9 protein-coding genes are annotated in these 14,059 nt (G+C 66.3%); 6 read left to right on the top strand and 3 right to left on the bottom strand.

Annotated elements, in window-relative coordinates:
• Positions 1–39 precede the first annotated feature (39 nt).
• The 3 genes from PW843_28760 to PW843_28750 all read right to left on the bottom strand — a co-directional run bounded on the left by PW843_28760 (position 40) and on the right by PW843_28750 (position 6,537).
• The gene (locus PW843_28760; protein MDE1150559.1) at positions 40–1,686 is read right to left on the bottom strand and encodes an alpha-L-fucosidase; all 1,647 of its coding nucleotides are present in this window, start codon (positions 1,684–1,686) and stop codon (positions 40–42) included.
• On the bottom strand, positions 1,683–3,863 hold the full coding sequence (locus PW843_28755) for a glycoside hydrolase family 2 TIM barrel-domain containing protein (protein ID MDE1150558.1): 2,181 nt from the start codon (positions 3,861–3,863) through the stop codon (positions 1,683–1,685). The genes PW843_28760 and PW843_28755 overlap by 4 nt, the downstream gene beginning before the upstream one ends.
• A 109-nt stretch (positions 3,864–3,972) precedes the next feature.
• Positions 3,973–6,537 (bottom strand): TonB-dependent receptor, encoded by a 2,565-nt coding sequence (locus PW843_28750; GenBank protein MDE1150557.1) that lies wholly within the window; start codon positions 6,535–6,537, stop codon positions 3,973–3,975.
• A gap of 344 nt (positions 6,538–6,881) precedes the next feature.
• Between PW843_28750 and PW843_28745 the strand changes: the two genes are divergently transcribed.
• The 6 genes from PW843_28745 (at position 6,882) to PW843_28720 (ending at position 14,054) form a co-directional block, all read left to right on the top strand.
• Complete coding sequence (locus PW843_28745; GenBank protein MDE1150556.1) at positions 6,882–8,186, top strand: sugar MFS transporter; 1,305 nt, start codon at positions 6,882–6,884, stop codon at positions 8,184–8,186.
• Positions 8,183–8,509, top strand: a complete 327-nt coding sequence (locus PW843_28740; GenBank protein MDE1150555.1) for a BadF/BadG/BcrA/BcrD ATPase family protein — start codon at positions 8,183–8,185, stop codon at positions 8,507–8,509. Before PW843_28745 ends, PW843_28740 begins: the two co-directional genes overlap by 4 nt.
• Positions 8,475–9,173: a BadF/BadG/BcrA/BcrD ATPase family protein gene (locus PW843_28735; GenBank protein MDE1150554.1), complete on the top strand. Its 699-nt coding sequence runs from the start codon at positions 8,475–8,477 to the stop codon at positions 9,171–9,173. The genes PW843_28740 and PW843_28735 overlap by 35 nt, the downstream gene beginning before the upstream one ends.
• A gap of 127 nt (positions 9,174–9,300) precedes the next feature.
• On the top strand, positions 9,301–10,557 hold the full coding sequence (locus PW843_28730; GenBank protein MDE1150553.1) for an ROK family transcriptional regulator: 1,257 nt from the start codon (positions 9,301–9,303) through the stop codon (positions 10,555–10,557).
• A gap of 214 nt (positions 10,558–10,771) precedes the next feature.
• Positions 10,772–11,668, top strand: coding sequence for an ROK family protein (locus PW843_28725; protein ID MDE1150552.1), 897 nt, complete (start codon positions 10,772–10,774; stop codon positions 11,666–11,668).
• A 7-nt stretch (positions 11,669–11,675) separates the two neighbouring features.
• Entirely contained in the window at positions 11,676–14,054 is a 2,379-nt protein-coding gene (locus tag PW843_28720) for a hypothetical protein (GenBank protein ID MDE1150551.1), read from the top strand.
• Positions 14,055–14,059 lie beyond the last annotated feature (5 nt).

Below are 14,059 nucleotides of genomic sequence, written 5' to 3'. Positions count from 1 at the left end.
CCCGAGGGGAGCCGCGACCGCCAAGGCGGCCGCAGCGATTCAGTTGGTCTCGATACGGAAAACGTAGGCGTACTGACCCACCGGCTGGTGGGGCAGCGTCAGGTGCAGGCCGTCGGTCGCCTGACGGAATTCGATGGTCACACCACCGGCGGCGCTGTCGCTCAGCAGGGTGACGCCCTTCACATGGTCATCGGCCTTCAGCGCATGGATGACGGCCTCACCGCCGACGGGCCAGCCCAGTTCGATGGCGTACAGGCCGCCGGTCTTGCCCACGGTGAAGCGGAAGTCGTCGGCCGTGTAGGGCTTGGTCTTGGTTTCCTGGAAGGAACCGGACGCCACCTCCGTCGGGCCCTCGCCGAACTGGCGCCAGGGTTTGGTGCCGTAGATGGCGGCACCGTTGACCTTCAGCCAGCCGCCCATGGCCAGCAGCGTATCCTGGGCGCCCTGCGGGATGCTGCCATCGGCGCGTGGGCCGATGTTCAGCAGCAAATTGCCGTTCTTGGACACTACGTCGGCCAGCAGGTGGATCAGCGCCTGCGGCTGCTTGTAGGTGTCGTTCTCGACATAGCCCCAGCTGTCATTGCTGATGGAGGTGCAGGTCTGCCAGGTCCGCGGCTGGATGCCCGGCAGCTGCCCACGTTCGATGTCCAGCACGCCGGCGCCCTCGGCGAAGGCACCGATCTTGTAATTGACGACGGCGCCGGCGCCCCGCTTGGCCTGGGCGTTGTAATAATAGGCCAGGAATTTGGGCAGCGTGCCGCGGAAGGTGGGGTGGCCGATCCACCAGTCGAAATAGACGAGGTCGGGATGATACAGGTCGATCAGTTCGGCCGAGCGCGCCAGCCAATCGTCCAGCCAGGCCTGCGAGGCGGGGGTGAAGTCACCGAACACGTCGGCGTCCTCCGTCCCCTTCTCCTTCACCCGCAACTGGGCCGGGCCATAGAAATCGGCGTTGCGCGGATCGTTGACGTCAGAGGGAATCTTCCGCCCCTCATCAAAGAAGAAGTCGTGCTCGGCCCGGTGGGACGACAGGCCGAAGTGCAGGCCTTGCGCCCGCACGGCTTTCGCCAAATCGCCGATCAGGTCGCGCTTCGGCCCCATGTGCACCGCCGACCAGTCCGACAGCTTGGTGTCGTACATGGCGAAGCCGTCATGATGTTCGGCCACCGGCACCACGTACTGGGCGCCGGCCGCACGGAACAGCGCCGCCCAGGCCTGGGGGTCGTACTTCGCCGCCTTGAACAGGGGGATGAAATCCTTGTAGCCGAACTTGTCCTGCGGGCCGTATGTCGCGATGTGGTGCTGATATTCCTTGGTGCCGGCGGTGTACATGTTGCGCGAGTACCACTCGCTGCCAAAGGCCGGCACGGAGTAGAGGCCCCAGTGGATGAAGACGCCGAACTTGGCGTCCGCATACCATTGCGGCACCTGATAGGCCTTCAACGAGGCCCAGTCGGGGCGGAACGGCCCCTGGGCATCACCCTCCGCCACCCGCTTCAGTTCCGCCGCCTGCTGCGGCGCGTGGGCCGCCGTCGCCTTGCGCCATTGGGCGTCGGCCTGTTCCGGCGAGATCGTATCGGCGGTGGGTGCGGTGGGAACGGCCGCCGCATGGGCCATCACCGGCATGACGGCCATGGCCGCCACCAGCAGGCCAGCCCGGAAACGCTGATGGGAAGAGCGGGTCATGGCTTGGCCTCTTTGGGCAATTGCTTGGGATCGGGCAAGAAATGGGCGGCGCCCAGACGCAGCGGCGCATAGTCCAGGGTGGTGCCGCCGGCCCGCACGCCGGTGGGGGTCAGGACATCCAGGGTCAGGGTGGCGCCAGTCAGGCCCGGCTTGGATGGCCAATGGCCAGCCAGGGTGGTCACGTGGTCCAAATCCTCCAGCGGCGCCTGCCCCTCGCCCAACACGGCGCCGCCATCGGCCACCATGCGCCAGTGCGCGCGGTAGCCCAGCAACGGGTATGACGGGATGGTGCCCAGGCCGTTGCGCATCAGCTGGGCGTGGAAGCCATCCAGCCCGTCCTTGTCCACCTGCCACCCGGCGGTGACGGTCAGCGGCTCATTCCGCTTTTCCCAGACATAGTAGGACGGCTTGCGCTGGCGGAATTCATCCACCAGGCCGTGGTCGACATACCCCTCGACCTGGCCGGGCCACAGGTTGCGGCTGGATTTGTAGTCCTGGTAGCTCCAGAAGATGGCGCCGCCGATGAAGTCACGCTTCTCGAACGCCGCCAGCTGGCCTTGCAAATTCTCCGCCCGCGCCTTGTCCGCCTCGGCCGGGTTGCGGGAGAAGGGACCCGGCCAGCCGAATTCGGAGATGATGACCATCTTGTCCGGATAGGTGCGGTCGACATGGTCCAGCCAGGGCTCCACCTCTTCCGGCGCACCGCTCCAGGTGCCGAAATAGGCGTTGGCCATGATGAAGTCGACATTGCGCATCACCGCCTCGTCCCGCCACGGCTTGATGGCGATGTCGGCGTCGGCGAAGGTCACCAGGCGGCCGGGATCGATGGTGTTGAGCAGCGACTTCATGGCGGTGACATAAGCCTCCCCGCCGGGGGTGGAGGCGTCGCTCTCGTTACACACACTCCAGGCGAAGATGCTGGGGTGGTTGCCGGATTCCTCGACCACCTCCGTCAGCATGCGCTTGGCCAGATCCTGGACGCGCGGGTCGCGCAGCTGCGCCTGGCTGAACTGCCAGACGGGGATTTCGGGCACCAGCAGGATGCCGTCGCGGTCGGCCGCGTCCAGCACCGCCTGGCTTTGCGGATAATGCACCGGCCGGGTCAGGGTGGTGTGCAGCGCCGCCAGATCGTTCCAGTCGTACTTGATGGTACCGGCGGTTTCCGCCAGCCCTTCCCAGGGGGATTCCTCATGCCGGGTGATGCCGCTGAGGCGCACGCGCTGGCCGTTCACATACAGATGGCGGTCGCGCACCTCCACGTTCCGCAGGCCGATGCTGTCCTCATGCTGGTCCAGCAGGCGCCCTTGGCCGTCGCGCAGTTCGGTGACGACGCGGTACAGCTGGGCGGCGCCCACGTTCCACAGCTTGGGCTGGATGATGGGCAAGTCCAGGACCGGTGCATCCTTGGCACCAGCCGCAACGGTATCGTGCCCCTCGGCACGGGCGGCAACGCTGCCATCGGGCGCGTAGGCCACCGTATTGATGCGGAAATCCTGCGCGGCCGTGCCGACGTTTTCCACGAAGATCTGGGTGTGGACCCGCGCCTGGGCCGGCGCCGGGCCGGCGGGTAGCGTGCTGGTGACGCGCTGCCGGCGGATCAGGCCTTCATCTCCCACACTCAGCCAGACGTCACGGACGATGCCGCCGAAGCGCCACCAGTCGTACCAGGCGTTGCCCGATCCGGCCTGCCGCATGGCGTAGCCGGGGATGGTGGCGAAACCGGGCCGGTTGTCGATGGCGACCGCGATGCGGTTCTCACCCGGATGCACCAAGGCGCTGACATCGAACCAATAGGCGGTGAACCCGCCCTCATGTCCGCCGACCTCCACGCCGTTCACCCAGACACGGGCCTTGTAGAAGGTGGCGCCGAAGTGCAGTTCGATGTGGCTGCCGGCCATCGCGGCCGGCAAGGCCAGGGTTTTGAAATACCAACCGATGCCATCGTAATCGTGATTGAGGCCCAGGTTCCAGGTATGGGGGACACTGACCGGCCGGGTCAGTTCCGGCGTCTTGGCGGGCCAGCCCAACTGGGCGCCCTCGCCTTTCAGGTCGGTACGGAACTGCCAGTCGGCATCCAGATCCACCCGCGTCGCGGCCACGGCCGGCATCACGGCGAGAAACGCCCCCGCCACGGCGGCCAGGCGCAGCCACGCCTTTATCGTCGTTGTGAATACCACCCCGCCCGTCTCCCGTTTGTCAGCCCCACGGACCCACTGCCTTGATTATTTTAATATTAAAAAAAATGGGGCGCCGCCATGGCTGACGACGCCCCAGGGGGAGGGAGACTTACATCTTGTAGGACATGCTGACCGAGTAGACGGAGCCGTTGCGGTAGTAACCGATGGGCGCCGACTTGACGTTGTTGTAGGTGTAGTACAGTTCGTCCAGCAGGTTGGTGCCGCCGACCGTGATCTGCATGTTGTCGTTCACGGAGTACGAAGCCGAGAAGTCCAGTTCCATGTAGCTGTCGGTCATGTTGGTGGAATTCAGGCGACCGATGCTGGTGAAGTAGTTGGACCGCCAGCCCAGGCTGACACGCGCCTGGAAGGGACCGTCTTCGTAGTAAGGAATGACGTTGTAGGTGTGCCGGGACAGGTACGGCATGTTGTAGCCGTTGCTGGTGTCGGCAATGGCGTAGGTATAGTTGGTCTGGATGCCGAAGCCATACATCAGATTGGTCTGATACATGGCCGAGAAGCCCTTCACGTTCGCGTTCGTGTAGTTCACGGGCGTGGACACGTCATAGGTGGCGGTGCCGCCATGCGTGTTGTCGGGCAGGACCTCTTCCACCGACGTGGTGACGATGTAGGACGAAATCTGGCGGAAGAAGAATTCGCCGGACAGGATCGAGTCCTTGTTCGGGTACCACTCGGCCGAAACGTCGTAGTTGTTGGATTCGTAGGGCTTCAGGTTCGGGTTGCCGCCGCTGGCGGTGTGCTGGGTGTCGTCCTTGGAGAAGGCGCCCGCCATGTCGGCGTAACGGGGACGGGCGATCACCTCGGCAGCACCGGCGCGCAGCACGACATCATCGGAAACGTCATAGGCGAAGTTGGCGGCCGGCAGGAAACGGCCGTAACGGCTGTTCTGCGTCGTGGCGTCGTAGGTGGTGCCGCCGTCGGGCGAGTTCCAATACTTGATGTCGTCGTCGGTGTGCACGTAACGGACACCGATGTTGCCGCGATACCGGTCACCCTTGAAGTTCGCCTGGATGTAGGAGTCCGCGTTCTTCTCCGTCACCTTATACTCGGAACCATAGTCCGTGTAGTAGGTGGTGGGCAGCGAGTCGATGTAGCTGACGACCGCGGCCTTGCTGATGGTGGAGAAGTTCACCAGGTCGCCGCTGGCGTTCAGGCCATTGAACAGGCCGTTGGGAATGGCGGTGGCCCCCAGCGACGCCAGCGAAACGGAGCCCTCGGAGTAGGTCTTGCTACCGTAGGCCTGAACCTGGTTGGTGTGGTCGGTGTACTTGAAACCGGCCTGGATGGTGGTCAGCGGGCCCCAGTTGACATCGTGGGTGATGTCGGTCTGGGCATAGGCTTCCGCGTCGGCGTTCAACTGGGCCGCGATGCCGCCCACCTGGCTGCCGGTGCCGTTGGTGGACAGCGCGTTGCCCGAAGCGGAACCGTTGGTGTAGGTGACGTTGGTCTTCGACCCGTCGTAGCTGAAGCTGTACGGCGCCGAGGAATAGAACGACAGCAGGTATTCCGGATCCTTGCCGCCGTAGGCGCGGGTGTAACCGACGTCGGTCGCGACCTTCCAGTCGTTGGTCGGCGTCCAGGTGCCGGCCAAGTTGACCCGGGCGGTCTGCACCGTGGTCTTGCGGTAGTTGGTGTCCAACTCGGTATAGGCGCCGTTGCCCAGCGTGGCGCCGGTGATCAGGCCATTGTTCAGCGTCACCGCCTGGAAGGCGCCGGTGCTGGCCGCCGGGTAGATGAAGCGCGACTGGCTGTAGTTGTTGTAGTTGCCGTGGATGTAGATGCCCGACAGGTTCAGGTCGATGGTGTCGGTCGGCTGGTACTGCACGGCGGCCTGCAGGCCCTCGCGCTCACGCGTCTGTTCGAAGTAGGCGGCGTTGATGCCGGCCGGATACGTGGCGGTCGCCAGGCTGCCGGTGCCCGTCACCGTCGGGTTGGAGGTGATGGTGCTGCCCTTGTTGTAACCGAAGAACTCGATACCGGCGCGCGACAGGTCTTCCTTGTCATAGGTGCCGGCGACCAGGACACCGAAGTTGCTGGCCGCGTTCTTCCAGCTGTACATCAGGGAGCCCTTGGGGTTCCCCTCCTCCGAACGGGTGTTGTACGAGTAGCCGAGGGAGGCGCGCATGGTATTCGCGTCCAGGTCCAACGGCTTGCGGGTGTGGATGATGACCGTGCCACCCAGGCTGCCTTCGTCGATGCGGGCTTCGGTCGATTTGTAGACTTCGGCCTGGTCGATGATTTCCGGCGACAGCAGCGAGTAGTTGAAGGTGCGGCTGTTCGGGTCGTTGGGGTTGCCGCCCCAGTCGGCCGAGCCGATGGTCTGGCCATCCACCAATACGCGATTCAGCGCCGGGTCGGTGCCCAGGATGCTGATCTTCTCACCTTCACCGAACTGATGGTCGACGTTGATGCCCGGCAGGTGCGACAAGGATTCCGCGACATTGGTGTCCGGGAACTTGCCCACGCCTTCGGCGGAAATCACGTCGACGATAGCATTCGCCTCGCGCTTCACTTCAATCGAGCGTTCAAGGCTCTTGCGAATGCTGGTAACGACCACCTCTTGCAGGTCATCGTCCGTATTCGCGGTCTGCGCGGTGGTCTGCGCCAAGGCCTGGGCCCCCAAGCCCATGGTGGCCAGTATGGTCGTCGCCAATGCGTATTTCTTGATTCCCATGAGTCAATCCCCGTTCCGACTTTGTTTCTTGCAGCCCTGCGCGGATTATTTTCAATCCGCCCCACATCGGTGTTCCGAATAGGGTCTCAGCGATCCCCAGGCTGTCGGATATCCCACCCCCTCGTCAATACTTTTTTAATTTGATTTTATAATTGGCGTCTGGCCAGGATCCGGGCATTGTGGGACCAAGGAAGGAAAAGGCTTCCGCCAGTCCACTGGCCCCTCAGGGGTGCCGGACATGCGCCCGGACGGGCGTATATAAGAGGGACAGGCACATCCCCCAAGGGAAAACGAAAGGCAGGACGGGCATGGGATCTGAAGGCATGGGCGCGCACCCTCAAGGCAAGACGCCGATGATCGTGATCGGAGTTCTTTTTTTTGTTTTCGGATTCGTGACCTGGCTGAACGGGCCATTGATCACGTTTGTGAAACTGGCCTTCAACCTGGATGACGTGAACGCCTTCCTGGTCCCTATGGTGTTTTACCTGTCCTACTTCTTCCTGTCCCTGCCCTCCTCCGTCCTGCTGCGATTCACCGGCATGAAGAAGGGCATGGGGGCCGGCCTGCTGATCATGGCGGTCGGCGCCTTCATCTTCGGGGAATTCGCCACCAACCGCGTCTTCGGTGGCGCGCTGGTCGGCCTGTTCATCATCGGTGCCGGCCTGTCGCTGCTGCAAACCGCCGCCAACCCCTACATCAGCATCCTCGGCCCCATCGAAAGTGCGGCCCAGCGCATCGCCGTCATGGGCATCTGCAACAAGATCGCCGGCATGCTGGCGCCCGTTGCCATCGGCGCCGTGGTGCTGAACGGGATCGGCGACCTGGACCAGCGGGTGCAGGCGGCCGGCAGCCCTGAGGCGAAGGAGCAGATCCTGGACGCGTTCGCCGCCAAGATCCACGCGCCCTACCTGGCGATGGCCGGCCTGCTGGCCCTGCTGGCCGTGTGGGTCATCCGCTCGCCCCTGCCGGAAATCAGCGCCGGCACGGCCAACGCCGCCCCGGAAGACCAGGCCCAGGGCCGCACCCAGGGCCCCGGCATCCTGCATTTCCCGCACCTGTGGCTGGGCGTGCTGTGCCTGTTCCTGTATGTCGGTGTGGAGGTCATGGCCGGCGATGCCATCGGCACCTACGGCCATGGCTTCGACCTGCCGCTGGATGAGACCAAGTTCTTCACCTCCTTCACCCTGGCGGCCATGCTGGCGGGATACCTGGGCGGCCTGGCGCTGATTCCCCGGGTGCTGTCGCAGGAACGCTATCTCGCCTTCTCCGCCGCCCTGGGCGCGGTGCTGACGGTGGCCGCCTATGCGACCCAAGGTTATGCCTCGGTCGCCTGCGTGGCGGCCCTGGGCTTCGCCAACGCCATGATGTGGCCGGCCATCTTCCCGCTGGGCATCCGCGGCCTGGGCCGCCACACCGAGACCGGGTCGGCCCTGATGATCATGGGCATCGCCGGCGGCGCCATCCTTCCCCAACTGTTCGTCCACCTGAAGCAGGAGCACGACTTCCAGGCCGTATTCCTGGCCCTGATGGCGCCGGCCTACCTCTACATCCTGTTCTACGCGCTGTGGGGCCATCGCATCGGCCCGAAGGCGGCCAAGCCCGAATCCCTGGATTCGGCCATCGCGTGATCGTCGGCCTCCTTCCCAACACCGGCAGGTGTTTCGACCGCCTGAGCGTCCCCTATCCCAAAAGCGTGGCAATGACTTCGACACCCCTTTATTTCCTTGGAATCGACGGTGGCGGCACCAAGTGCCGCGCCCGGTTGCGCGACGCCCGTGGTGCGCTGTTGGGGGAGGGCCTGGGCGGCCCCGCCAACATCCGCCTGGGCCTGGATCTGGCCTGGGGCAGCATCCTGGATGCCGCCGACGGCGCCCTGGCACAGGCGGGCCTGGACCGCGACGCGCTGGACCAAACCCATGCCGGCCTGGGCCTGGCCGGCCGTGACCAATGACGACGACCGGCTCCGCACCCGCGCCGCCGGCCCCCGCTTCGCCGGCCTGACCCTGGAAACCGACGCCCATACCGCCTGCCTGGGTGCCTTTTCCGGCCGCGACGGCGCCATCCTGATCACCGGCACCGGCAGTGCGGGTTATGCCCTGGTGCAGGGCCGGCCGCACATCGTCGGCGGCTGGGGCTTCGAGGTGTCGGACGAGGGCAGCGGCGCCAGTATCGGCCGCGACGCCGTCCGCGCCGCCCTGCGCGGCCATGACGGGCTGGTGGCGGAAACCGCCCTGACCCGTCACGTACGGGCGGCCCTGGGCCCCACGCCGGCCGCCATCGTCGCCTGGGCCGACCGGGCCAAGCCCGCCGACTACGGCAAGCTGGCGCCTGAGGTTCTGGCCTTCGCGGCCCAGGGCGACCTTGTCGCCATCGCCATCATCGGCCAGGCGGTGGCCAACCTGGAATCCTACATGCACCGGCTGGTGGCCTTGGGCGCGCCGCGCCTGTGCCTGATGGGCGGCCTAGCCCAGCCCCTGACCCCCTGGCTCAGCCCCTGGGCACAGTCGCTGCTGGTGGAACCCGAGGGTGACGCGCTGGAGGGCAGCCTGCTGCTGGCCCGCTTTGGCGCCGGAACCACCCCCTCGCCGCGCGATAACCCGAACATCTCGCGTTGACAACGCTGTCGGGAGAGATATCACTATCGTTGCATTTCCTGCAAAAAATGCCGCGTCATAGAGCTGCTTCGAACGTCGCCGCCGGGCGCACGGCGGCGTTCCCTGAAACCTGAAAAGGACTGGTTGGATGACGCCGCCCACCCGCCAGAATCGGGCGACCCTGCATGCGACGGTCAGCGCCAGCCTGTCGGGCACGAACATTGAGCGTGCCGGCGATTACAACCAGCGCATCGTGTTGCAGGCCATCCGGGTCAGCGGGCCCATCACCCGGACGGAACTGGGCAACCTGACGGGGCTGACACCACCCGCCATCACCAACATCACCAAGCGCCTGCTGAACGACGGCCTGATCATCGAGGTGGAACGGCTGCACGGTGGCCGGGGGCAGCCGGCCATTCCCCTGGCCATTAATCCGGACGGCTGCTTTTCCATCGGCGTCAACGTCGACCGCGACCACGTCACCCTGGTGGTGCTGGACCTGCTGGGCCATGTGCGCCGCCGGGCGACGCTGGAGGTGGCGTTCGCCTCGCCAGCCATCGTCGCCGACTTTTTCCAGGAACAGATCGACACCCTGAAGGCCGACGGCGACCTGCCCATGGACCGGCTGACCGGCATCGGCGTCGCCATGCCCAACGACCTGGTGCGGAACGATTTGCTGCGGAGCGACCTGCTGCGCGGCGACGCGACCGGCGCCCCGCCGGAGTATGAGGTGTGGAAGGCCATCCACGTGCCATCCTTGTTCGCCGAACCGCTGGCCCTGCCCGTCTATGTCGAGAACGACGCCACCGCGGCCGCCCTGGGCGAACTGCAGTTTGGCCACGGCATGCGCGACCCCAGCTTCTTCTACATCCTGATCAGCCATGGCCTGGGTGGCGGCCTGGTGATCAACGGCAACGCCATCATCGGCGCCAATGGCCGCAGCGGCGAGATCGGCTTCCTGCCGGTGCGCACCGGCAACCCCTATCCCCAGCCCCTGCAGAACGTGGTGTCCCTGTCCGCCCTCTATTCGCTGCTGGCCGCCAACGGCCACGCGGTCAGCCGGCCCGGGCAGTTGCGCACCCTGAACGCCGCCGGCAAGGACATCCTGGGCCGCTGGTTGGACATGGCCAGCGACCTGCTGCTGGATCCGCTGATTTCCATGAGTTGCCTGATCAACCCGGAGTCCGTCTTCCTGGGTGGGCGGTTGCCGCTGGAGTTGCTGGACAGCCTGGCGCACCGCATCAACCGCAAACTGCGCACCCGGGGCGATCTGGTGCCGGTGATGATCCCCGTGCACCGCGCCGCCATGGCCCAGGACGCCCCCGCCATCGGCGCCGCCATCCTGCCCTTCAACGACCGCCTGTTGCCCACCCGCATGACCCTGATGAAAACGGCGGCGGGATGAGGAAATGGGCGGATGGGGAATGGTCGATCGCAGGATTCGCGTGCACGTCAACGTCGAACAGGCGGCAGCCGATTAATATTTTAATTTTCATATATAATATCTCCACTATCATGCCCCCGCGCGTTTCGGCCTCAGGGCAAGATGGCGGCGGGCCGCCGACAGCAAGAACACACGCAAAGCAAAGCGCACAGGGAACAGGGTTGGAGCATCCGTCATGATCCAGATCGGCATAGATTTCGGCGGCACGAAGATCGAGGCGGCCGCCCTGGGTCCGGACGGTGAATTCCTGTCCCGCATCCGCGTGCCCAACCCCGGCAGCTATGACGGCGCCATCGCCGCCATCCGCGACCTGGTCCACCGGGTGGAGGCGGAGGCCGGGGCCAAGGGCACGGTGGGCATCGGCCTGCCCGGTTCCATCTCCCCCCAGACGGGGCTGATGCGCAACGCCAACTCCGTCTGGCTGAACGGCCGGCTGTTCCATGACGACATCAGCGCCGCTCTGGGTCGCGATGTCCGCGTCGCCAACGACGCCAACTGCCTGGCGCTGTCGGAATCGATGGACGGCGCCGCCGTGGGTGCGCGCATCGCCTTCGCCGTCATCCTGGGCACGGGCTGCGGCAGCGGCCTGGTGGTCAACGGCCGCCTGGTGGAGGGCGCCAACGCCCTGGCGGGGGAGTTGGGCCACATCGCCCTGCCCTGGCCCAAGGCCAATGAGGTGCCGGGCCCCATCTGCTGGTGCGGCAAAGAAGGCTGCCTGGAGACCTGGGTGTCGGGCAGCGGCCTGCAACGCGATTACCAGGCCGTGTCCGGCCGCAAGAACGACGCCGAGACCATCATCGCCGACATGCGCCGGGGCGTGCCCGAGGCCGAGGCCGCCTTCGACCGTTTCATCAGCCGCCTAGGCCGGGGCATGGCCGTGGTCTGCAACATGGTGGACCCGGATGTCTTCGTGCTGGGCGGCGGCCTGTCCAACGTGCAGGAAATCTATGACCGCCTGCCCGAGGCGATCCTGCCCTACCTGTTCACCGACACCTGGGAAGCCAAGATCCTGAAGGCGCGCTGGGGTGATTCCTCCGGCGTGCGGGGTGCCGCCCGCCTCTGGGCCTCCTGACGCCCCCATGCGCCGCGTCCATTTTTTCGGTCCGCTGCTGGCGGTCCTGCTGGCGGGCACCGCGCACGCGGCCCCGCTGGACCTGACCCACGCCACCCTGGTCACCGCCGCCGACCGCACGGGGCCGGAGGCCGCCGCCGCGGCCCTGCTGGTGGATGAGGTCGCCAAACGCACGGGCGTGTCATGGGGCCCAGGGGCACCGGATGCGCCCCGCATCGTCATTGGCCGCGTCGACCAGATCGCCCGCCTGCTGCCCCATGGTCTGCATTGGGCACCACCGCAGGGGGCGAGACCGGCCGAAGGCTATACCCTGCGCACGCTGGACGACCACGGCCACGCCCTGCTGGTCATCGCCGGCAACGACAGCCGGGGCATTCTCTACGGCGTGGGCCACCTGCTGCGAACCCTGGACATGCGCTCAGGTTCCACGACGCTGGACCAGGCGCTGAACCTGTCCACCAGCCCGCGCTATCCCGTGCGCGGCCACCAGATCGGCTATCGTTTCAAGAACAACACCTATGACGCCTGGACCCTGGCACAGTTCGAACAGCAGATCCGCGACCTGGCGGTATTCGGCGCCAATGCCGTGCAACTGATCGCGCCGGCGTCGGACGACGATCCCGTCAGCCCGCTGTTCCCGGCCCCGGCGCTGGATACCGATATCGGCATCGCGCGGATCCTGGCCAAGTACGGCCTGGACTGCGACCTGTTCTATCCGGAGATGGCTAAGGACTACGCCGCCCCCGGCGCCGTGGCGGCGGAGTTGGCGGCGTTCGAGGATCTGGTGCAGCACTTCCCCGCCATCCACGCCCTGTACGTGCCGGGTGGTGACCCCGGCCACACGCCGCCCCGCCTGCTGTTCCCCCTGCTGGCGCAGGAGGCGGCGATCCTGCGCCGCTATCACCCGGGTGCCGAGGTCTGGGTGTCGGGCCAGGGGTTCGACCAGGCGACGTATGAGGAATTCTACGCCCTGCTGGCGGAGAAGCCCGCCTGGCTGACCGGCGTGTTTTTCGGGCCGCAGTCACGCGACCCCATGCCGGTGCAACGTGCCCGCATCCCGGCCATTTATCCCATCCAGTTCTATCCCGACATCGGCCACGCCCTGCACGCCCAGTTCCCCGTGCCCAATTGGGATCTGGCCTTCGCCCTGCTGGAGGGGCGGGAGCCCATCAATCCCCGCCCGCAGGATGAGACGGCCATTTTTCGCCATTTATCACCCTTGACCAACGGTTTCGTGACCTATTCCGAGGGCGTGAACGACGACGTCAACAAGGTGCTGTGGACCCGCCTGGGCTGGGACCCGGATACCGCCCCGCAGGACACGCTGCGCGACTACGCCCGCTATTTCATCGGCGGCGATGCGGCCGATACCCTGCCCCCCCTGATCCAGGGGCTGGAGGACAACTGGCGCGGCCCCATCCGGGCCAACGCCGGTATCGACGCCACATGCCAAGGCTTCCAGCGGCTGGAGGCGGCGGACCAGCGGCGCAACTGGCGCCTGGAATCGCTGTTGTACCGCGCCCATTACGACGCCTATGCCCGCGCCCGGGCGGTGGCGGAGGCGGACCGTGAGGCCCAGGCGCTGACGGCCCTGGCCCATGCCCCCGCCACCGGCAGCGCCGCCGCAATGACCGCCGCGGCCCAGGCGCTGTCCGCCGGCGACAGCGCCGAGACGCTGGCCCTGCGCGACCGCCTGTTCGACCTGGCCGGCCGGCTGTTCCAGGACGTAGGCCTGCAATTGAGCGTCAAGCTGTACGGCGCGTCGGGGGTGGAGCGCGGCGCCAACCTGGATCGCATCGACACCAGCCTGAACGACCGCGTCTGGCTGACCCGCCAGTTCGCCACCATCGGCGCCCTGCCGACGGAGGCGGCGCGGCAACGGCGCCTGGCGGAAATCGTGGACTGGGCGCATCCCGTCCCCGGCAGCCGTTATGATGATCTGGGCGACCCGGACAATTCCCCGCACCTGGTGCGGGGGACCGGGTTCGACCAGGACCCGGAACTGTACGACACTGCCATCGACGGCATCGCCGACACCACGCCGGATGACGGCTGGCGCCTGTCCTGGGTCACCTATGCGGAGACGTTGTACGACCGGCCCATCACCCTGCGCTACCAGCACCTGGACCCGGCGCGCCGCTATCGGTTGCGCGTAACCTACGCCGGCGAAGGGTATGCCCTGCCCATGCGCCTGGTGGCCGGTGGCGGCATCGAAATCCACCCCGCCCGCCCCCGGACGCAAAACCCGGAAACGGTGGAGTTCGACATCCCAGCGGCCGCCGTGAAGGACGGCCAACTGGAACTGGCCTGGACCCGGCCGCCCGGCATGGGCGGCAGCGGCCGGGGGCACCAAGTCGCGGAAGCCTGGCTGATCCCCCAGCCCTGACCGGC

Source organism: Azospirillaceae bacterium (genome assembly GCA_028283825.1).
GTDB lineage: Bacteria > Pseudomonadota > Alphaproteobacteria > Azospirillales > Azospirillaceae > Nitrospirillum.
This window is presented reverse-complemented; position numbering and strand designations above follow the sequence as displayed.

Excerpts from the sequence above, each read along its gene's own strand:
- PW843_28760 (MDE1150559.1), bottom strand. The coding sequence starts at position 1,686 with ATGACCCGCTCTTCCCATCAGCGTTTCCGGGCTGGCCTGCTGGTGGCG.
- PW843_28745 (MDE1150556.1), top strand. The coding sequence starts at position 6,882 with ATGGGCGCGCACCCTCAAGGCAAGACGCCGATGATCGTGATCGGAGTT.
- PW843_28735 (MDE1150554.1), top strand. The coding sequence starts at position 8,475 with ATGCCGGCCTGGGCCTGGCCGGCCGTGACCAATGACGACGACCGGCTC.
- PW843_28730 (MDE1150553.1), top strand. The coding sequence starts at position 9,301 with ATGACGCCGCCCACCCGCCAGAATCGGGCGACCCTGCATGCGACGGTC.
- PW843_28725 (MDE1150552.1), top strand. The coding sequence starts at position 10,772 with ATGATCCAGATCGGCATAGATTTCGGCGGCACGAAGATCGAGGCGGCC.
- PW843_28720 (MDE1150551.1), top strand. The coding sequence starts at position 11,676 with ATGCGCCGCGTCCATTTTTTCGGTCCGCTGCTGGCGGTCCTGCTGGCG.